The organism is Xanthomonas pisi DSM 18956 (assembly GCF_001010415.1).
GTDB classification, from domain to species: Bacteria; Pseudomonadota; Gammaproteobacteria; order Xanthomonadales; family Xanthomonadaceae; genus Xanthomonas; species Xanthomonas pisi.
Window position 1 is genome coordinate 1 of the sequence record NZ_JPLE01000068.1, and the last position, 20,493, is coordinate 20,493.

The 20,493-nt window shown below is 65.4% G+C and carries 18 protein-coding genes; 16 read left to right on the forward strand and 2 right to left on the reverse strand.

Features of this window, described 5'->3' with window-relative positions; genetic code table 11:
* The 3 genes from mltB to Y887_RS14805 all read left to right on the forward strand — a co-directional run.
* On the forward strand, window positions 1–1,103 hold a 1,103-nt coding region (gene mltB, locus Y887_RS14795; RefSeq protein ID WP_046965087.1), incomplete at its 5' end, for a lytic murein transglycosylase B.
* Entirely contained in the window at window positions 1,100–2,485 is a 1,386-nt protein-coding gene (locus Y887_RS14800) for a septal ring lytic transglycosylase RlpA family protein (protein WP_046965071.1), read from the forward strand. The genes mltB and Y887_RS14800, both read left to right, overlap by 4 nt.
* A gap of 238 nt (window positions 2,486–2,723) precedes the next feature.
* Window positions 2,724–3,929 (forward strand): D-alanyl-D-alanine carboxypeptidase family protein, encoded by a 1,206-nt coding sequence (locus tag Y887_RS14805; RefSeq protein ID WP_046965072.1) that lies wholly within the window; start codon window positions 2,724–2,726, stop codon window positions 3,927–3,929.
* Window positions 3,930–4,069: 140 nt separating this feature from the next.
* Here the strand turns inward: Y887_RS14805 and Y887_RS14810 are convergent, their stop codons facing one another.
* Window positions 4,070–5,131 carry a lipid A deacylase LpxR family protein gene (locus Y887_RS14810; RefSeq protein ID WP_046965073.1) on the reverse strand — a complete coding sequence of 354 codons (1,062 nt, stop codon included), beginning with the start codon at window positions 5,129–5,131 and terminating at the stop codon, window positions 4,070–4,072.
* A 297-nt stretch (window positions 5,132–5,428) separates the two neighbouring features.
* Here Y887_RS14810 and Y887_RS14815 point away from each other — a divergent pair, with 297 nt between their 5' ends.
* From Y887_RS14815 to Y887_RS14835, 5 genes are all read left to right on the forward strand, one after another.
* On the forward strand, window positions 5,429–6,418 hold the full coding sequence (locus Y887_RS14815; protein ID WP_046965074.1) for a CsgG/HfaB family protein: 990 nt from the start codon (window positions 5,429–5,431) through the stop codon (window positions 6,416–6,418).
* Window positions 6,419–6,694: 276 nt separating this feature from the next.
* Window positions 6,695–6,973: a YbeD family protein gene (locus tag Y887_RS14820; RefSeq protein ID WP_046965075.1), complete on the forward strand. Its 279-nt coding sequence runs from the start codon at window positions 6,695–6,697 to the stop codon at window positions 6,971–6,973.
* Entirely contained in the window at window positions 6,961–7,653 is a 693-nt protein-coding gene (gene lipB, locus Y887_RS14825) for a lipoyl(octanoyl) transferase LipB (RefSeq protein ID WP_046965076.1), read from the forward strand. The genes Y887_RS14820 and lipB overlap by 13 nt, the downstream gene beginning before the upstream one ends.
* A 14-nt stretch (window positions 7,654–7,667) precedes the next feature.
* Window positions 7,668–8,681: a lipoyl synthase gene (gene lipA, locus Y887_RS14830; protein ID WP_046965077.1), complete on the forward strand. Its 1,014-nt coding sequence runs from the start codon at window positions 7,668–7,670 to the stop codon at window positions 8,679–8,681.
* A 360-nt stretch (window positions 8,682–9,041) separates the two neighbouring features.
* Window positions 9,042–11,201 (forward strand): carboxy terminal-processing peptidase, encoded by a 2,160-nt coding sequence (locus Y887_RS14835; RefSeq protein ID WP_181113215.1) that lies wholly within the window; start codon window positions 9,042–9,044, stop codon window positions 11,199–11,201.
* A gap of 144 nt (window positions 11,202–11,345) precedes the next feature.
* Here the strand turns inward: Y887_RS14835 and Y887_RS14840 are convergent, their stop codons facing one another.
* Window positions 11,346–12,206 (reverse strand): endonuclease/exonuclease/phosphatase family protein, encoded by an 861-nt coding sequence (locus tag Y887_RS14840; protein ID WP_046965079.1) that lies wholly within the window; start codon window positions 12,204–12,206, stop codon window positions 11,346–11,348.
* 163 nt (window positions 12,207–12,369) lie between these two features.
* Here Y887_RS14840 and Y887_RS14845 point away from each other — a divergent pair, with 163 nt between their 5' ends.
* The 8 genes from Y887_RS14845 to Y887_RS14880 all read left to right on the forward strand — a co-directional run.
* Window positions 12,370–13,425 carry a bifunctional nicotinamide-nucleotide adenylyltransferase/Nudix hydroxylase gene (locus Y887_RS14845; RefSeq protein WP_046965080.1) on the forward strand — a complete coding sequence of 352 codons (1,056 nt, stop codon included), beginning with the start codon at window positions 12,370–12,372 and terminating at the stop codon, window positions 13,423–13,425.
* Between the two features lie 125 nt (window positions 13,426–13,550).
* A complete protein-coding gene (locus tag Y887_RS14850) occupies window positions 13,551–14,954 on the forward strand; it encodes a nicotinate phosphoribosyltransferase (protein WP_046965081.1) in 1,404 nt (467 codons plus the stop codon).
* Between the two features lie 22 nt (window positions 14,955–14,976).
* Window positions 14,977–16,077 carry a hypothetical protein gene (locus Y887_RS14855; RefSeq protein ID WP_046965088.1) on the forward strand — a complete coding sequence of 367 codons (1,101 nt, stop codon included), beginning with the start codon at window positions 14,977–14,979 and terminating at the stop codon, window positions 16,075–16,077.
* Window positions 16,070–17,134 carry a DNA methyltransferase gene (locus tag Y887_RS14860; protein ID WP_046965082.1) on the forward strand — a complete coding sequence of 355 codons (1,065 nt, stop codon included), beginning with the start codon at window positions 16,070–16,072 and terminating at the stop codon, window positions 17,132–17,134. Before Y887_RS14855 ends, Y887_RS14860 begins: the two co-directional genes overlap by 8 nt.
* A gap of 73 nt (window positions 17,135–17,207) precedes the next feature.
* A complete protein-coding gene (locus Y887_RS14865; RefSeq protein WP_046965083.1) occupies window positions 17,208–18,002 on the forward strand; it encodes a DUF2242 domain-containing protein in 795 nt (264 codons plus the stop codon).
* Window positions 18,003–18,126: 124 nt separating this feature from the next.
* Window positions 18,127–18,507, forward strand: a complete 381-nt coding sequence (locus Y887_RS14870) for a glycine zipper 2TM domain-containing protein (RefSeq protein ID WP_046965084.1) — start codon at window positions 18,127–18,129, stop codon at window positions 18,505–18,507.
* Window positions 18,508–18,705: 198 nt separating this feature from the next.
* The gene (locus Y887_RS14875; protein WP_046965085.1) at window positions 18,706–19,989 is read left to right on the forward strand and encodes a hypothetical protein; all 1,284 of its coding nucleotides are present in this window, start codon (window positions 18,706–18,708) and stop codon (window positions 19,987–19,989) included.
* A gap of 21 nt (window positions 19,990–20,010) precedes the next feature.
* Window positions 20,011–20,493, forward strand: a 483-nt coding sequence (locus Y887_RS14880; protein ID WP_046965086.1) for an NAD(P)-binding domain-containing protein, incomplete at its 3' end; no start/stop codon positions are given.

Consider the following 20,493-nt stretch of genomic DNA (forward strand, 5'->3'; position numbering starts at 1 on the left):
GCCTTGTCGCCTGCGCGACACAGCCCAGCCCTCCGTCCCCGCCACCTGCCGCCAGCGCGCCGCCAGCCAGGCCGCCAGTGGCTCCGGTTGCGCCGACAAGCGCCGCCGCCGAAGCCCCCGCGCTGCCGCCGGTCGATCTGACCCCGGTGCCCTTCGAGATCGCACGTGCCAACTTCGTGCGCGACACCGCCGCCAAGTACGGCATTGATGCCGCACAGATCGAGGCGGTGCTGGCGCAGGCGCAGTTCAAGGACGCCATCGTCACCGCGATGTCGCGGCCGGCCGAGCGGGTCAAGCCGTGGAACGAATACCGGCCGATGTTCATTACCCAGGCCCGGATCGATGGCGGGCGTCATTTCCTGGCCGAGCACCGCGCCGAGCTGAGCAAGGTCGAAGCCGCCACCGGCGTCCCGGCACAGGTGATCGTGGCCATCATCGGGGTAGAGACCAGTTACGGCAGCAATGCCGGCAAATATCGCGTGCTGGACGCGCTGTACACGTTGGCGTTCCGCTACCCGCGCAGCGGCGACCCGGCCAAGCTCGAGCGCGAAGTGCGCCGCGAGCTGTTTTTTCGCGACGAACTCGGTCAGCTGTTCGCGCTCGGCAAGGAAGAGCAGCTCGATGTCACCAGCCTGATCGGCAGCTACGCCGGCGCGATGGGCATGGGCCAGTTCATGCCGTCCAGCTACCGCCAGTTCGGCGTCGATGGCGATGCGGATGGCAAGCGCAATCTATTCAACGATTACAACGACGTGTTCGCCTCGATCGCCAACTACTTCGTCAAGAAGGGCGGCTGGGTGCGCGGCGGTCAGGTCGCCGTGCCGGCCACGCTGGCTGCCGGTCACGAGGAATTCAATCCCACCGACTGGTCGCCGGTGTACACGCTGGCCGATCTGTCCGCACGCGGGTATCACCCCGGCGCGCCGGTGGTGGCGGGCAGCACCGCCACCCCGATCAGCCTGGACGATGCCAACGGCAAGCAGTACTGGCTGGGCTTCCAGAACTTCTACGCGATTACCCGATACAACATTTCCAAGATGTATGCGATGGCCGTGTTCCAGCTGTCCGAAGCCATCGCCGGCAAGGAGTTACCACCGGCATGAACAGCATGACAGGCCCCAAGTGGCTGATCCCGATGGCGCTGATGCTCGGCCTGGCGGCCTGTAGCAGCGCACCGAAGAAAAACCTCGGCGCCAAGGGCAGCGGCGCCGTCAAGGGCGTCAAGGTCGAAGGCAAGGGGCCGGCGTATGTCGCCACCGGATGCCCGTCGACCTCCCCGTATGCCGCCGCCAAGGAAGACCCGTCCACGCGCGGCGACTACACCGCCGGCGGCCTGTACAAGCCCGGCGTCAAGGACACCACGCCGGACCACGTGCCCAACGTGGCCTGTATCCCCGAACCGCTGGTCACCGACGAGCCGCGCTCGGCAGTCGGCAATCGCTCGCCCTATGAAGTGCTGGGCAAGCGCTATGTGGTGATGGACAACCCGGGCGACTATGTCGAACGCGGGACCGCCTCGTATTACGGCAGCAAATTCCACGGCCGGCTGACCTCCAACAAGGAGGTCTACGACATGTACGCCTTCACCGCCGCGCACAAGACGCTGCCGCTGCCCAGTTTTGCGCTGGTCACCAATACCGATACCGGCGATTCGGTGGTGGTGCGCGTCAACGACCGCGGCCCGTTTCACGATGGTCGCGTGATCGATCTGAGCTACGCCGCCGCGGTCAAGCTGGGCATCACCGGCAAGGGCACCGGCAATGTCGAAGTCCGCGGGCTGACCGAAGCCGATAACGGCAACCTGTTGGCCAAGCGCAATCGCGGACGGGTGCCGGTCACGACGGCCGTTGCCAGTGCGCGGCCGGCATCGGGCAGCAGCCAGATCGATGGCCTGGTGCAGCGCCTGCCCACGCGGACGGTGCCGAGCGGCGCCGGCACGGCGGTGGCCGCACCGGCCGCCGCCGCTGCAACGCCGGTCACTGCGGCTGGCGAGCGTTGGCGCTATCGCGTGGCCGATTCGCGCCAGCCCGGTAATGCCGACAACTTCGATACCTGGATGAAGACGCAGGGCGTGCGGGTAGCCACCGGCAAGCCTGCCGCTGCGGTGCAGCGACCGGCAGGCGTGGCGACAGCACCGGTTGCCGCACCGGTGGCCGTTGCAGCGGTCAAGGCAGCGGACGTGGCAGCGCGCCCGCTCAAGTCTGAGCCGGTTCCAGTTCCAGCCAAGGCGCCGAGCGTGGCCGAGGCTGCGCTTGGCGACATCCTGTTGCAGGTCGCCAGCTTTGCCAGCCGCGAAAACGCCAACCGCGCGCTGTCGCAGCTTGCCTCGGCCGGTATCGCCGGTGCCAGCGTCAGCGACATCGTCAGCGGTGGCCGCACCCTGTGGCGCTTGCGCGTCAACGCGCGCGACCACGCCAACGCGTCGGAGATTTCCCAGCGTATTGCCGGTCTGGGTTTTGGGCGTCCGCAGATCGTCGCCAACTGAGCGCAGACCGTCTTGCCGCCAGGAGCCGCCGGCGCGGTCGGCGACCCGATGCGCGGCGCTGGCGCCAACCGCGTTGACCAGCGCCGCAGCCGGTGGCCTGAGGCGTCAGCGCGCGATCAGCTGACTGCAACACTGAACTGCGCAGGCGCCTGCGATCCGGACTGCGTCGCCTGAATCTCCATCGCACCTTACAATTTCGGATTACCCAGCCTTCGGGCCCGTCAGGAGTCGTTCTTCAATGAAATTCCGCTTCGCCGCCGCTGCCTTGGCCACGTTCGCCTTCGGCCTGGTCTGCGCCCAGACACCCGCGCCGCAGCCGACTCCCGCCGTGGCTGCCGCGCCGGCTGCACTGCCGGTTCCGCCGGCACCCGCGCCGGCCGTGTCCAAATCCTGGATCCTGATGGACTACGCCACCGGGCAGGTGCTCGCCGGCGAAAACATCCATCAGCAGTTGGCGCCGGCCAGCATCACCAAGGTGATGACGTCTTACGTGGTGGCCGCGGAAATCAAGAACGGCAAGGTCAAGCGCGACGACCAGGTCATGATGAGCGAGCGCGCCTGGCGCGAGGGCGGCGCCGGCACCGACGGCAGCTACAGCGGCTTCCCGGTCAACCAGACCGCGCGTCTGGAAGACATGGAAAAGGGCATGGCGATCCAGTCCGGCAACGACGCCGCGATCGCGCTGGCCGAGCATGTTGCCGGTAGCGAAGAAGCCTTCGCCTCGCTGATGAACAGCTACGCCGCCAAGATCGGCATGAAGAATTCGTACTTCGTCAACGCGCATGGGTTGAGCGCCGAAGGCCATCACTCCACCGCCTACGATCTGGCCATGCTGGGCCGCGCGATGGTGCGCGATTACCCGGAAACCTATGCCTACAACAAGATCAAGGAATTCCAGGTCGGCTCGATCAAGCAGAGCAACCGTAACCGGCTGCTGTGGCGCGACCCGGCGGTGGACGGCATCAAGACCGGCCATACGTCCGAAGCCGGCTACTGCCTGCTGAGCTCGGCCAAGCGCGGCGACCAGCGCCTGATCGCGGTGGTGATGGGCGACAGCTCCGAAGAGCAACGCGCGACCGACAGCCTGGCCCTGCTCAACTGGGGGTTCCGTTTCTTCGAAACCCATAGCCTGTACGCGCCTGGCAAGGTCGTGACCAAGCAGAAGGTCTGGAAGGGTGCACAGGACGAAGTGCAACTGGGCGTGGCCCAGCCGCTGCAGGTCAGCCTGCAGCGCGGCCGCTACAACGATCTCAAGCCCAGCATGGAGGTGGCCAAGACCCTGGAAGCGCCCATCAAGAAGGGTCAGCAGGTCGGCACGGTCAAGGTCAGCCTGGACGGCAAGATCATCGCCCAGGCCCCGCTGGTCGCCATCAACGCAGTGGAGGAGGGCGGCTTCTTCAAGCGCCTCTGGGATTCGTTCTGGATGTGGTGGGAATCGGAGTGATCCAAAGAAAAAGCCGGCGAAAGCCGGCTTTTTCTTTGCGGGGATTGGAGATTGGGGATTCGGGATTGGCAAAGGCGAGAGCAAGAGCAACGGCAACCCGCTCTTGCGAATCCCCAATCCCGACTCCCCAATCCCAGCCCTCAAAGCATCCGACTGATCGTGAAGCTGCCATACACCGGGGTTTCGCGTTGGGTTTCGAATTCGCGGGTGCGGTGGTAGCGGGCCAGTGCGAACTTCCAGCGGCCGTACATCACCGCAAGGCCGTAGCCGACATCGCCCACAAACGGGCGTTTGTCCACGCTGTGGCTGTTGCGGAAGGTGTTGCCATCCAGGGTGATGTCGCGGATCACCCAGCGCGCGTCGGTGGTCACGAACAGGTGGCCCGACCAGCCACTGGCACGTCCCAGCCGGCTCGGGGCCGTGTTTTCGCCCGCCGGGCGGGTGGGGGTGCTACCGAAATCGTCCGGCAGTTTCCAGCCAAAACGTGCTTCGCCACCGGCGTTCAGGTGCGTCGCCATGTTGCCCACTGCGCCGCCCCAGTGCGAGATGAAGTCCCAGCCGAATCCATCGGCATTGCCGCTGGCATCGGCCGGCCACCGGCGCATGCGTTCGTGCACCAGATTGATCAGCGGCTCGTTATGCAGCTGGTTGTCCCAGCCCTGGAATTTCTCGTCGCCCAGCGCGTCGTGGATCGCATCCTGTGCTTCCTGGGCGAATGCCCACGGGCCAACCACGCCCACCTGCAACTGCGTGGTCCGCAGGTGCGCATCGTTACGCGCGTTGTAGCCAAAGCTCGCCAGCAGGATGCCCGCATACGGGCGGTCCTCCGGGATCACGTCGCGACGGGTGTAATCGGTGGGCGTAAAGATCGCCTGGCCGATCGAAAACACCATGTTCTGCTGGTCGAACTCGCCTGGATGCAGCCGCTCCAGATAGCTGTTGACCCAGCGTGCGGTGCGCGGCAGGCACGGGTCGTCGGTGTAGTCGACCAGGTTGGGCGAGACCAGGGTCAGCACCGCACCGTTGGAATACCCCTGGTCCTGGTCTTCGCCGCCGAACAGATCGTTGTCGACCCGGAAATTGACCGCCGGCGGCGTGCGACCCAGCCGGCTGGAATCGCATTGATCCGCCGCGATGGCTGGCATCGACAGCCCGGTGAGAGAGAGCAGCAAGGCAGCAGACAAGGCGCGCGGTCGGAGCATGGAAGGCCTGGTGAACAAGGAGCGGCGGGATGGTGCAAAGGTGCCTGTGCCCGCGGCTGCGCCGCGTGAACAAGCGCGCATCATGACCCGGGGTCTGCGCCGCAGCGACGCTGGCCCAGGCACCGATCCGTTCCATTTGACGTGCCGACACTGCGACGGAGTAGCGATGAAAAGCACGCGCGAATAGCATATGATGCGCCCCGGGGAAAGAAGCCCCAAGGAACGGCGGCCTTGCAGGCCATTTCATCACCAACGGATCGCGTTCGCCAAGGGCAGCGCAGGTGTCAGGGGAAAAACATGAGCAAGACGATTTCTTTGAGCGCGGTGGCACTGACCAGCGTGCTGGGTATTGCATTGGCCAGCGTCAGTGCGCCGGCATCGGCCGGCTTCAAGGATGCCTTCAAGGGCAAGGGTTCCGCACAGGACCAACGCAAGCAAGGCGTTGCGGAGATCCCGACGTGCCCCAAGCCGCTGGGTAGCCTGTCGGTCATCGAGCCGGAAGACGCGGTCGACTGGTGGACGGGTCAGCAGCTGCCGGCGCCATCCAAGTTGATCAAGGTGTTCGTCAACAAGTCACGCTGCTTCACCCTGGTGGACCGTGGTGCGGGCATGGCCGCATCGCAGCGCGAGCGCGATCTGGCGGCCAGTGGCGATCTGCGTGCGCGTTCCAACGTGGGCAAGGGCCAGATCCGCGCGGCTGACTATGTGATGACGCCAGACCTCATTTCGCAGAACAGCAATGCTGGCGGCAGCGCGGTGGCAGGTTTGCTGGGCGGCTTGGTGGGCGGTAATGCGGGCGCCCTGGTGGGAGGGTTGAATTTCACCAAGAAGACTGCTGACGTAGCGCTGACCATCACCGATGTGCGCTCGTCCGAACAGGTTGCCATGGCCGAAGGTAACGCCAAAAAGACCGACATGGGCTGGGGCGGTGCGGGTGGCTTGTTCACTGGCGGCGGCTTGGGCGCGGCTGGTGTTGGTGGTTATGCCAATACCGAGATCGGCCAGGTGATCACGCTGGCCTATCTGCAGGCGTATACCGATGTCGTCACTCAGCTGGGCGGGCTATCCGGCAATCCGGCAGTGTCCAACACCCAGCAGGCGGTCACGGTCACTCGCGCAGGGCGTCTGTTGGCTAACGCCAAGGGCTCTGGCGCAGCAGTGCGTACGCTGGAGCCTGGCATGATGCTGTACCCCACCGGCACCAAGGAAGGCGTCATGTGGGAAGTCGAGGACGAGATGGGCAACCGCGGCTGGGTGTCGTCGGCCATGCTGCAATTGTCCAAGTAAGCACTGGCGTCGGCCGAATGTGTCCGGCCGATCGCCCCGTGTCAGACAGTCAGGCTGGCGTGCCAAAAAGGGGTGTCCAGCGCGTGCCACTGACCTCCGGGCGCGGCCTGACTTGGCGGGTGTATCGCGTCGCTGTCGAACGCCATCGTTGAATGAACTTGTCAGGCGTCCATTGCCTGGCGGGACGAGCGGAGCCGGTGCCATGCACGCGGCTCCGCTTGGCGTTTTGGAGAGCGCGGACTTGGGTTTGCCCTGCGCCGGCCCGATAATGGGGCGATGGATATCAGCACCGACAACCCCGATCACGGCTTCCAGTTTCCCGGTACCTTCGAGCTCAGCGCCATGGGCGCGGCCGAGCGCGGCCTGGAAACCGAATTGCCGCGCCTGCTCGCTGCCACCGGTGTGGAGCTGTTGCAGGAAAGCGTCAGCTGGAAGCATTCTTCCAACGGCAAATATGTCTCGGTCAAGATCGGCTTCCGTGCCGAGAGCCGGGAGCAGTTCGACGCGGCGCATCAGGCGTTGCGCGACCATCCGGAAGTGAAGTGGACGCTGTAGCGGCCGAACCCGCCGCGGTTGCGACTGCGCCCGCGCAGCTGCGCGACCTCGGTCAGCAGGATTACGCTCCGGTATGGCGTGCAATGCAGCGTTTCACCGATGCACGTGATGAGCAAACCGCCGATGAGGTGTGGGTGGTCGAGCATGCGCCGGTGTTCACGCTGGGCCAGGCCGGCAAGCCGGAGCACGTGCTGGCGCCGGGCGATATTCCGGTGTTGCAGGTGGACCGTGGTGGTCAGGTGACCTATCACGGCCCCGGCCAGCTGGTGATTTATCCGCTGCTGGACCTGCGGCGGCTCAGGATCGGCGTGCGCGATTACGTCTGCAAGATCGAGCAGGCGCTGATCGATACGCTGGACGAGTGGAATATCGTGGCCGAACGCCGCGAAGGCGCGCCGGGTGTGTACGTCGGCGGCGCCAAGATCGCCGCACTCGGCATTCGCGTGCGCCGGGGCTGCACCTTCCACGGATTGTCGTTCAATGTGGCGATGGACCTGGAGCCGTTCCACCGCATCAACCCCTGCGGTTACCAAGGCCTGCAGGTGACCTCGGTGCTAGACTTGGGCGGTCCCTCCGGGATGGAAGCCGTCAAGGCCGTGCTGCTCGATCAGCTGGCGCGCCAATTCGGCCTGACCCTGCACCCCGCCTCCGCAATGCCCGACCTTTCGCTTCCGGCCTGAGCGCCCGTATCGCCATGACCCAGCCTATCGCCCGCTCCATCCCCTTGCAGGTCGTTTCCGGCGACACCGCCGCGCCTGCGCCGCTGCAGACCGGCGTCAAGCAGATCGGTGGCGACAAGATCAACCGCTCGCCGGTCCAGTTCGTCGACGCGCCGGTGCTGCGCAAGCCGTCGTGGATCCGCGTGCGGATTCCGTCCGGCAACGCGGTGCAGAACCTGAAGGCCAAGCTGCGCGAAAACCGCCTGGTCACGGTGTGCGAAGAGGCCAGTTGCCCGAACATCCACGAATGCTTCAGCCACGGCACCGCCACCTTCATGATCCTGGGCGAGGTGTGCACGCGGCGCTGCTCGTTCTGCGATGTGGCGCACGGTCGGCCCAAGCCGCCGGATGCGAACGAGCCGGCCAGCCTGGCGACCACGGTGGCCGACATGGGCCTGAAGTACGTGGTGGTGACCAGCGTGGATCGCGACGACCTGCGCGATGGCGGTGCCCAGCACTTTGTGGACTGCATTGCAGCCATCCGTGCCAGCTCGCCCAACACCTGCATCGAGATCCTGACCCCGGATTTCCGCGGCAAGGGCCGCATGGACCGCGCGCTGGAGATCCTGGCGCTGAGCCCGCCGGACGTGTTCAACCACAACATCGAAACCGTGCCGGACCTGTATCCGAACGTGCGCCCCGGCGCGGATTACCAGTGGTCGCTGACCCTGCTGCAACGCTTCAAGGCGCAGCACCCGTCCATCGCCACCAAGTCCGGCATCATGCTCGGCCTGGGCGAGACGATGGAGCAGGTACAGGCCACCTTGCGCGATCTGCGTGCGCACGATGTGGACATGATCACGATCGGCCAGTATCTGCAGCCGACACCGCACCACCACCCGGTGATGCGCTACTGGACGCCTGAGGAATACAAGGCGCTGGAAGACTACGGCAACGCCTTGGGCTTCAGCCACGTGGCGTCAGGCCCGATGGTGCGCTCGTCGTATCACGCCGATCGCCAGGCTGCCGGCGCGGGCGTCGCTGCCTGAGCAACGCGGGGCGCCCGATGCGCCCTGTGGCAACTGCACCAGGCGATCGACGCCGCGCGCGTGGAGGCAAGGTCCCCATGACGCGCGACTGTGACGGCGTCGTCTTGACCGCATCCCGCCATCGTTTCATCGCCGGCCCCGTGCAGTGCGCGGGGCCGTGTCGTATCCGGCGATCCGGGCGCCGGCGCAAGGTACGGTCGCGTTCACAATCCGATACAGACCCGGCGCTAGGCTGATTCAGCCAGCAGATGACAACGCCAGCAACTTTGGGCACTGTCATGCTGTCTGATCCGTTCACCGCCTTTCTTTCGTCGGCCTTGTGCCGAGAGCCATTCGATGACCTACAACGTTTCTGCGTCCATGAAGGCCGGCCTGCTGGCGCTGGTGTTGACCACTCCGATGGCCTTGCTCGCACGCGCCGACACCGCGCTGCCGGCGGCCGCCACGCCCGACCAGGCGACGGCGACCAAACTGGTCTACGGCCTGCTGTCCGACAGCCGCTATGCCTACCGTCCGCGGACGCTGGACGAGGCGATGTCCAAGGACGTGTTCAAGCGTTATCTGGAAACGCTGGACGGCGGCAAGCAATTCTTCACCCAGGCCGACATCGACGGCTTTGCGCCGCTGCAGTCCGGGGTCGGCGATGCGCTGCGCGGTGGCAATCTGGAGCCGGCGTTCCAGGTGTTTGCGATCTACAAGAAGCGCGTCGATCAGCGCGTCAAATACGCGCGCGACCTGCTCAAGCAGGACTTCGATTTCACCGGTAGCGACAAGTTCGAGTACGACCGCAAGGACGTGCCGTGGGCCTCGGACGACAAGCAGCTGGATGTGCTGTGGCGGCAGTCGGTGATGAACGACTGGCTGCGTCTGAAGCTGGCCGGCAAGAAGCCCGAGGACATCCGCAAGACGCTGGACAAGCGTTACGCCGCGCTCGCCGATTCGGTGAAGCAGCTCAAGGGCGAGGACGTGTTCCAGTTCTTCGTCAACGCCTACACCAACGCCGTCGACCCGCATACCGATTACTTCACCCCGCGCACCGCCGAGACGTTCAACCAGCAGATGTCGTTGTCGCTGGAAGGCATCGGCGCGCAGCTGCAGAAGCAGGACGACATGGTGGTGATCCGCGAGGTGATCCCGGGCGGTCCGGCCGCGGTGGATGGCACGCTCAAGCCAGGCGATCGCATCGTTGGTGTGGGCCAGGCCAAGAACGGCGCGATCGAGGATGTGATCGGCTGGCGCATCGACGATGTGGTGGCCAAGATCCGCGGCAGCAAGGATACCCAGGTGCGCCTGGAGTACATCCCGGCCGAGTCCGGCATCGACGGCAAGCACCGCACGGTGACCCTGACCCGTCAGAAGGTGCGTCTGGCCGAGCAGGCTGCCAAGGGCGAGACGATCACCCTGCCGGCCAAGGGCAGCGAACCGGAACGCCGCATCGGCATCATCAAGCTGCCGGGTTTCTACCAGGACTTCGAAGGCCGTCGCCGTAACGCGACCGATTACGCATCGGCAACGCGCGACGTCGCCAAGCTGCTGGCTGGCTTCAAGACCGACAAGGTCGATGGCGTGGTGCTGGACCTGCGCAACAACGGTGGCGGTTCGCTGGACGAAGCGATCGAACTGACCGGCCTGTTCATCGAGCAGGGTCCGGTGGTGCAGGTGCGCGAATCCGGCGGCCGCGTGACCGTCAATGGCGACAGCAATCCGAAGGTCGCCTGGGATGGCCCGCTGGGCGTATTGATCAACCGTGGCTCGGCCTCGGCGTCGGAAATCTTCGCCGGTGCGATCCAGGATTACGGTCGCGGCCTGGTGATCGGTGAGACCAGCTTCGGCAAGGGCACGGTGCAGAACATCGTTGACCTGGACCGTTGGCCCGCCGCTGAAGGCCAGCGCTATGGTCAGGTCAAGCTGACGATTGCGCAGTTCTTCCGCGTCAGCGGCTCCAGCACCCAGCACAAGGGCGTGGTACCCGACATCGCGTTCCCGGCCAGCGTGGATGCCACCGAGTTCGGCGAAAGCACCTACGACAATGCGCTGCCGTGGACGCGCATCGCTGCCGCGCCGCACACCCAGTACGGCAACTTCGCGCCCCTGCTGCCCAAGTTGCAGACGCTGCACACCGCGCGCATCGCTGCCGACAAGGAGTTCCAGTGGTGGGAAGAGGACGTCAAGCAGTTCCGCGACGAGAAAGCCAAGAAGTACATCTCGTTGAACGAAGCCGAGCGCGTTGCCGAGCGTCAGAAGCAGGATCAGCAGCGCAAGGATCGTCAGCAGGTACGCAAGCAGCTAGGCCTGCCGCTGGACCCGCTCGCCGATGACAGCGATGACGGCCTGACCGGCAACGAGCGCGACATCGTCAAGGACACCGCACGCGAGAAGGCCGCAGAAAAGCGCCCCGATCCGTTGCTGCATGAATCGGCTGCGATCCTCGCCGATGCGCTGGGCCTGCTGGCGCAGGATCAGCCGCTGTCGGCGCAGGTGTTGCCGCAGTCGACGGCGCCGGGACGTTGGGCCGACTGATCACAACCGAGTTTCAAACAAAAAAGCCACCGCATGCGGTGGCTTTTGTTGCGCGGCACACGCGTTTGTTGCGCGACACACGCGCCCAGATGCAGATGAGGTCCTGCGTCGTTCGCCCGCGACGGTGGATGCCGCTGTGCGGTATCAGTGCAGCCAGTCGAATTCGGCCAGTACCGGGTAATGATCCGAGGGCAGGACACCGCCAGGGCGCGTGTCCTGCGTGGTGAAACGCACGGGTGTCAGGCTGCGGAACAGGATCCAGTCGATGCGACGGGTCGGTTGCGTGGTGAAGTCCTGGAAGGTTTTTTCCGGGCCTTGCGGCGTCGCCACGTTGGCGCGTGCGTCCTTGAGCGTGGCGGTGAGCGTGCGGTAGGTGCCTTGATCGGGATCGCTGTTGAAATCTCCGGTCAGCACCACCGGAATGTCTGCCGGCAAGCTGGCAATACGCGACAGGATCACGCGCGCACCGTGCTCGCGCGCTGCCTCGTCCTGGTCGCGGTGCGGCAGATGGGTATTCAACAGATAAAAGCGGCGCTTGTCGCTGCGTCGCTCGAACAGGGCCCAGGTCACCATGCGCGGCAGGTCGGTGTTCCAGCTGCTGCTGCCGGGCACGTCGGGGGTGTCGGACAGCCAGAAATCGCCCGATTCCACCACCGACAATGCGCGGCTGTCGTAGAACACGCCCATATGCTCGTCGCTGCCGTCGGCGCGGCGTCCCTTGCCGAACCAGCGGTAAGCGGGCAATTGCGCTGCAAGATAGTGCGCCTGATCCTGCACCAGTTCCTGGGTGCCGAAAACATCGGGATGGGTTTGCTTGATCAGCTCGACCATTGCCGTGCGTCGTACCGACCAGCGCTTGTCGCCGTCGGTGTCCACCGGCACACGCACATTGAACGACATCACCCGCAATGGCGCAGGTGCAGCCCATACCGGCAGCGACATGCACAGCATGGCAACGACAGCAAGCAATGGGCGAGAGGCAGCGCGAAAGAACTGGCGTGGCATCTGAGGAATCCGGGGTGACCAGCTGCCAAGTCTAGTGCGCGTGCATGACCATTGCCCCCACGCGCGATGGAAGACAGGCTTGACGCCGTCGCGCATCGGCGTAGCATTTGCAGCAAGCCAGCGGATAGACCGCCGACTGACCACTCAACCGTGAGGGATTCTCATGGCAACACCGTACGACTATCTTGTCTTTATCGGGCGCTTCGAGCCCTTTCATAACGGTCACGCTGCCGTCGCCCGCCACGCGCTGGGCAAAGCGAACAAGCTCATTGTGCTGATCGGCTCGGCCGACACGCCACGCACCATTCGCAATCCCTGGACTGTCGCCGAACGCGCAGTGATGATCGAGTCCGCATTGCCGGGCGAGCGCGAGCGTTTGATCCTGCGTCCGTTGCGCGACCATCTGTATAACGAAAGCCTGTGGATTGCCGAAGTGCAGCGCCAGGTTGCCGAAGCGGTGCATGCCGATGGCGGCACGCTCGATGCGCGAATCGGCCTGATCGGCATGGACAAGGACGCCAGCAGTTATTACCTGCGTGAGTTTCCGCAGTGGCCGCTGGAAGATGTGCAACATACCGCCACCTTGTCGGCCACCGAGTTGCGCCGCTATCTGTTCGAAGCCGGCGACATTGGATTCCATGGCGGATTGCTGATGCTGCGCGGCAATGTGCCGGCGCCGGTGTACGAGATGCTGGAAGCGTTCCGCCGCAATTCGCCGAGCTACGCGCAACTGGTGGCCGAATACCGCTTTATCGAGCAATACCGCGCCGCCTGGAAGGACGCGCCGTACGCGCCGACCTTCGTGACCACCGATGCGGTGGTGGTGCATTCCGGGCACGTGCTGCTGGTGCGCCGGCGCGCCGAGCCGGGCAAAGGGCTATGGGCACTGCCGGGCGGGTTCGTTGCCCAGGAAGAAGGGCTGCTGGACAGCTGCCTGCGCGAGCTGCGCGAGGAAACCCGGCTCAAGGTGCCGGTGCCGGTGCTCAAGGGCTCGTTGCGTGGACGTCAGGTGTTCGACCATCCCGAGCGCAGCCTGCGCGGGCGCACCATCACCCATGCATTTCATTTCGAATTTCCGGCCGGCGAGTTGCCTGCGGTGCGCGGTGGTGACGATGCCGACAAGGCGCGCTGGATTCCGATTGCCGAAGTGATGGCGATGGGCCCGCGCCTGTACGAAGACCACCTGCATATTCTTGAATTCTTCCTGGGTCGTGGCTGAGCGCGACGTCAGCGCCTGTGTGCCGCTGCCGCTCGGCAGCGGCCAGGTCGATGCGTCTTGCTCGAATCACGACTTCCCACTGGCGGACAGACCGCTGGTTTCCCCGACGCGAAGGAGCTTCCGTCATGCATTACCTCGATAACCTGCTGCTCAATACCGACAGCTACAAGGCCAGTCACTGGCTGCAATATCCGCCCGGCACCGATGCCTCGTTCTTCTATGTGGAATCGCGCGGCGGCGTGTACGAGCAGACCGTGTTCTTCGGCCTGCAATCGATCCTGAAAGAAGCCATCAACCGGCCAGTGACGCACGCCGACATCGACGATGCCAAGGCCTTGCTGGCCGCGCACGGCGAGCCGTTCAACGAAGCCGGCTGGCGCGACATCGTCGACCGTCTTGGCGGGCAGTTGCCGATCCGTATCCGTGCGGTACCCGAAGGCGCGGTGGTGCCCACGCACAACGTGTTGATGACCATCGAATCCACCGACGCCAAGGCGTTCTGGGTGCCGTCGTATCTGGAAACCTTGTTGTTGCGCGTGTGGTATCCGGTGACGGTGGCCACGGTGAGCTGGCAGGTGAAGCAGATCGTGCGCGATTATCTGGAGCGCACCAGCGACGATCCGGAAGGCCAGCTGCCGTTCAAGCTGCACGACTTTGGCGCGCGTGGCGTGTCCAGTCTTGGCTCGGCGGCCCTCGGCGGCGCGGCGCATCTGGTGAATTTCCTCGGCACCGATACCTTGTCGGCGTTGCTGCTGGCGCGCGCGCATTACCACACGCCGGTGGCGGGGTTTTCGATTCCCGCTGCCGAGCACAGCACCATCACCAGCTGGGGGCGCGAGCGCGAGGTGGATGCGTATCGCAACATGCTCACGCAATTCGCGCGCCCTGGTTCGATCGTGGCGGTGGTGTCGGACAGCTACGACATCTACCGCGCCATTGCCGAGCATTGGGGCACCACCTTGCGCGAGGAAGTGATCGCTTCCGGTGCAACGGTGGTGATTCGTCCGGACTCCGGCGACCCGGTGGATGTGGTCGAACAGTGTCTGCTGTTGCTGGACGAGGCCTTCGGGCATCAGCTCAACGGCAAGGGCTACAAGGTGCTCAACCACGTGCGCGTGATCCAGGGCGATGGCATCAATCCGCAGTCGTTGCGCGCCATTCTGGAGCGCATCACCGCAGCCGGGTATGCCGCCGACAACGTCGCCTTCGGCATGGGTGGGGCATTGCTGCAGAAAGTGGACCGCGATACGCAGAAGTTCGCGCTGAAGTGCTCGGCGGTGCGTGTGGACGGGCAGTGGATCGACGTCTACAAGGATCCGATTACCGACCAGGGTAAGCAGAGCAAGCGCGGTCGGCTGACCCTGCTGCGCGACCGCCGCGATGGCCGTTACCGCAGTGCGTTGCTCGACGAGGCCGCTGCCAGCCCCGACAGCGAAGATGCATTGGTGACCGTGTGGGAGAACGGCGCCATGCAGCAGGAGTGGACGTTGGAGCAGGTACGCGCGCGTGCCGATGCCGCCCGGCGCTGACGGTTTGCACGCAGGCACGCGCATGCCCGCTTCCATCGATGCTGTGCCGCTGCTGCCTGCATCACCGCTGTTGGCGCAATTGCGTGCGATGGCACCCAACCTGCAGCGGCGCGTGCCGCTGCAGGCCGACAGCAGCCGTTGGCATGCGTTGCAGATCGGCGCACGCCGCTATCGGGTTGCATTGCCGATCACCTTGACGCCGTATGCCTCGGTGCGGCCCTGTTCGGCGCGCTGCGGCTTTTGTTCGGAGAATTTGCGGCAGCATGCGGGCGGTCTGGCGGGGGCGATGCTGCGTCCGGGCCCGGATTATTTCGCGCAGTTGCGCGCCGCACTGCAACTGCTGCATGCGGTGCCGTTATCGTATTCGCTGTCGGGCCTGGAAATGACCGACGACGCGCAGTGGCTGCAGACCTTGCTGCACACCTTGTCGACCACTCCCACTGGTCCGCGCGTCGAGCAGCGCGTGCTGTACAGCAATGGTGCGGGCTTGGCGCGGACGCACGGTGCGCGTCTGCTCGATGCGCTGGTGGATTTCGGGGTGTCGTGGCTCGAACTGTCGCGTCACCATCCGCTGCAGGCGCAAAACGACGCGATCATGCGCTTCCGGGCGGGCGAGCCCATTGGTGATGCCACCACGTTCGTGCAGACCGCCCGTCGCATCGCCGCGCGTCTGCCGCTGCGTCTGGTCTGCATCGTGCAACGGGGCGGGGTATGCAGCGCAGAGGAGATCGCGCGGTACATCGCGTGGGCGCGCAGCTGTGGTGCGGGTCAGGTGATCTTCCGCGAGTTGTCGCGGCTGGATGATGCGTATCGCAGCAACGGCACGATGCGATACATCGAGCAGCACCGCATCGGCGTGGAGCACCTGCTGGCCATGTGCATGCAACAGCCATGGTGGTCGCGTTGGCAGCTGGATGGCATGACGGAAGGGTATTACTTCTGGAATGTGCGGATGCGCAGCGACGACGGCATGCAGGTGGTGTTCGAAAGCGCCGACTACGCCGCGATGCATGCCCGTCACGCCACCGGCGATCTGTACAAGCTGGTGTTCTTCGCCAACGGCCGGCTGTGCGCGGGGTGGGCCCCGGATGCCGATGTGCTGTGGGACGCTGCCCATGGATGAGCTCGATCAACGCAGCTGGTGGACGCCGGCGCCCGACGATGCGGCCTGGGCATTGCCCGACGACCTGCGCGCGAGCGACCCGCTCAACGGGCGCGACTGTGGCTGGGTGAATCAGATGCGGCCGTTCGTGCGTCATTTCAGCCGGCCGGGCGAGCAGGTGTTCGACCCGTTCTGCGGATTCGGCAGTACGTTGCTGGCAGCGGCCTTCGAAGGTCGCGCGGCGCACGGGATGGAGATCGACCAGCCGCGTGCACGGCTGGCGCGCACGCGGCTGCAGCGGCATGGCGTGGATGCGCCGATCGTGGTCGGCAGTCTGGTGCAGACCGCGCCCGCCGCGCCGATCGATCTGTGTCTGACCAACGTGCCGTACTTCGGGTGCCAGTGGCATGGTGCGGCGGAGGCTGGGCAGCTGTATGCCAGCGCGGACTATGCGGGCTATCTTGCCGGCATGCGCGCAGTGTTTCACGCGCTGCGTCGGCACTTGCGTCCGGGCGCGTTCGGCGTGGCCATGGTCGAAAATGTCCGTGTGGGCGGGCGCGTGATCCCCCAGGCCTGGGATCTGGGCCGGATACTGGGCAGCCTGTTCACGCTGCACGACGAGCGGGTGCTGTGTTACCCGCGTCCTGCCGCTGGATTGGAGCATGCAGGCACCGACAGCAATCGCAGCCACGAATATGCGCTGATCTTTCAACACGCCCGCGCCCGCCTGGATGTGCAGCAGGCAGGGCAACTGCTGCAGGCTGTGCAGGCGCTCGGCGTGCCGGTGGTGGTGCACGGCAGCTACGCGCGTTGGCAGCAATCGCCTGCGCTGGTGCCGCAAGGCCCGGCGGATCTGGATCTGATGGTGTGCGCCGAGCAGCCAGTGTGGGACCGCCTGACCAGCTGGTTGCAGGCGCAGGGCTTCGGCCTGAGCCTGTGGGGCGAGCCCTGCCGTGCGCCAGTGACGCTGGCGGCGGTGCGTGCCCATCACTACCTGCGCGCCGAGCGGATCGGTGCCGATGGCAGCCGCCTGCAGGTCGACCTGCAACTGCCAACGGATGAACCGCCGGTGCCCTGAGCCGGCAACGCGACGCCGCGCGCACATCGGTTGCGGCTATGCTTTGGCCGGTTTTGGATGCCGGAGTCTTCCCATGTCGTGTACTTCCCTGATCGCGCGCGGCGCGCTGCTTGGCGCGTTGGCAACCCTGGCCGGCTGTGGTGGCAGCAAGGGCGACAGCATGCTGATGCGCGAGTCGTTCAACTCCGACGATACCTATTCGCGCAGTGTGGCGGCCACGTCGCCGCAAGCCTGCGAAGCCGCACGACGCGTGCTGTTGAGCCAGGGTTACGCGGTGACGCGTGCCGACGCTGCGGCAGTGGAAGGCAGCAAGAACTTCCAGCTGAAGGAAGCCGACCAGAGCGAGCAGCTCAATCTGCGGATTTCCTGCGCGACGCAGGACGGCGGCAAGGCGCAGATCTTCGTCAGCGCACTGCAGGATAGATACGCGTTGAAGAAGAGCTCGACATCCGCCAGTGTCGGTGTCGGCGTGCTCGGTTCGTTGTCGTTGCCGGTGGGCAGCAGCGGCGATTCGCTGGTGCGCGTGTCCAGCACCACGGTGCAGGACGCGGCCTTCTACAAGCGTTTCTTCGAGCGGCTGAACTCGTATCTGCCCAAGGTGACCGAAGCGGTGCCCGCCGCTGCGAGCGCGACGCCGACGCCGGCTCCCGCACAGCCGCCGTCCGCACCCGCCGCTTCGCCCGCAGCAGCGCCTGCATCCGCTGCCAACGCGCCCTCGGCGTCGGCAGCACCGGCAGCACCGGCAGCACCGGCATCGGCCCCGACCACGGTGGCGCAGCCGCCGGTCGCGCCGTTGCCGGTCGAGGCGCAGGATCCTCCGCCGGCGCCAGCCAACGTGCCGCAGAGCGAGCCCGCCACGCGGCCATGACGCGCGATTCACGCACCGCTCCAACACCTGAATAGAGGGGTTTGCGCTTCACATTGTGTTCTCGACCGAATGGCGACAGTGCAGCCATGGCTCGCCGAACGGGCGAGGACGATGGAGACGTACGATGAAAATGCGCAATTCCCTGATGGGTATGTCCCTGATCGCTCTGATGGCGACGAGCACCTTTGCCCAGGCGCAGAACTATTCGGGCAACCACCGTTACACGACGGCAGACGAAGGCCGCAGGTTCAACGACGGTACCCGCGTGCGCTGCAAAAACGTCGAGGTGCAGAAGAATTCCACCGACCCGAATCGCATCGGCGGCACCCTGGCCGGCGCGGCCATCGGCGGCCTGCTTGGTAACCAGGTGGGTGACGGAAACGGCAAGAAGCTCGCCACTGTGGCAGGTGCGGTGGCCGGCGGTGCAGCGGGCCGCACCATCCAGGGCAATCGCCAGCAAGCCAATGGCAATCGCCGTCTCGAGCGCGTCTGCGAACGCCGCTGAGCCTGAAGAAGTGACTATCACGAGCCCCGGTCATGCCGGGGCTTTCTCGTATTCCAGGAGCAGCGCCTTGCTGCCGATTGACCTCTTCGATCGATGAGCGCATCCCGGGCGCAGCGCAGACGATGGTTGCCGCGAGCGCATGCAGTGTTGCAACGGCCTACCGCATGGCGACGCGTGGCGACGTTGCTCTGTGTGGCGATGTGCAGCCTGCAGCTGCTGCAAGTGGCCGCTGCCACACCCAGTCAAACGGTGAGCACGGCCGCACCCGATTGCGTGGAAGCGTTGCTGCGGCGACTGGGTTGGAGCATCGAAAGTGCGGCGATCGGGGCGCCAGTGTTCCAGCGCGGCGCGCCCTGCACGCGCGGCTCGCTTGCGCAGGCGCAGGCAGCAGGCGATCTGCAGATCACGCTGCCGGCGGGCTGGGATGCGCAACAGCGTGGCGCAGCGCTCAAAGCGTTGCTGGACGATTCGGCCAGCCAATGCGCCTATGGGTTCGAAGTTGGCGCTGCCACACGTCGTGCTGTCACCCGGTTGCAGGACAATCCGCATTACCGGTTTTCTGCGCTGCAACTGGGCTGGATCGGCTTCGGTTGGCGTGGTGCCGCTGCGCAGGGCTGGAGTGGATTCAAGGGCTTCGGCCGCGGCTATCAGCCACGCGGCAGCAACGCGCAGGCGCTGGACGCGTTCTACCGTGGACAGGTGCGTTCGGAATGCGGTGTGGGGCGGCAGGTGGCCCAGCTCGCCACGCAGCGCGAACTGTATGGCGATGCCGGATTCGATCAGGTGTTTACGCCGGGCGAACTGTCCATCGGCACGTTTTTGACCTTGCACGACACCGACAGCATTCTGCTCGGCGCGCATGCCGGCGACTTCTTTGCCGACGGCAAGGCGGTGAAGACCTCGCAACTCGGGCGCCAGGCGTTTGTCGGCGCACCCGGTTTCATCGCGCATGTGTTCGACAAGGCGTTTCTGGACGACATCCATAACCAGGCCGAAAACTTCGTCGTGGTGGATGTCAGCGATGCGGCAGCGCAGGCGTTGGCCCGGCACGGTGGCTTTGCGCACTACGACGCACTCAACCGGCAGATCTGGGAGCTTTCCAGGCAGCTGCGCGGGCCGGGCAAGCGGCGGTTCGAACGACTGCTGTACGAGCGCGACGCGGCATTGCAGGCAACGCTGGATCCACCGCAGCAGACGCGCCTGCAGGAAATGCAGCGGTTGCTGGACGACCCGTTCTATCAAGGCTTTCTGGTGTATGTGCACCCCAAGGGCACCAAGCCGATCGGCTACCACGTCGCGCGCCTGCTCGATCGCAACCCGCGCACGCCCTACGCGATCGACCTGACCTTGCACAATCTGCGCAGCACCTTGTACTGGCGATGGATCGACTGGCAGCTGCAGCAGTGCGCCAGCACCGTCACGGAACAATCCATTGAGAATTCCGCCATGCCGGCGTACGCCAGGCGTGGCACCCTGCACTGATCAGAGCATAGAGGAGTGGTTATGGAACTGGGTATGGTGGGTTTGGGCCGCATGGGCGCCAACATGGCCGAGCGTCTGGTGCACGGCGGACATCGCGTGCACGGCTACGATCCGGGCGCGAGCGCACGTAGCAGCGCGCAGGCCAAGGGCATTGTCACTGCCGATGCACTGGCGGCGCTGGTGTCCGCGCTGCCGAGTCCGCGCGTGGTGTGGCTGATGGTGCCGGCGGGCAAGATTGTCGATGAGACGCTGGCGCAACTGCTGCCGTTGCTGCAGGCCGGCGACATCGTCATCGATGGCGGCAATTCGTATTACAAGGATTCGCAGCGCCGCGCGGCGCAATTGCAGGACAGCGGTATCGCGTTCGTCGACTGCGGCACCAGCGGTGGCGTCTGGGGCTTGAAGGAAGGCTACAGCCTGATGGTCGGCGGCGAAGAGGCTGCGGTGACCACGCTGCATCCGATCCTGGCCACGCTGGCGCCTGCGCCGGACAAGGGGTGGGGA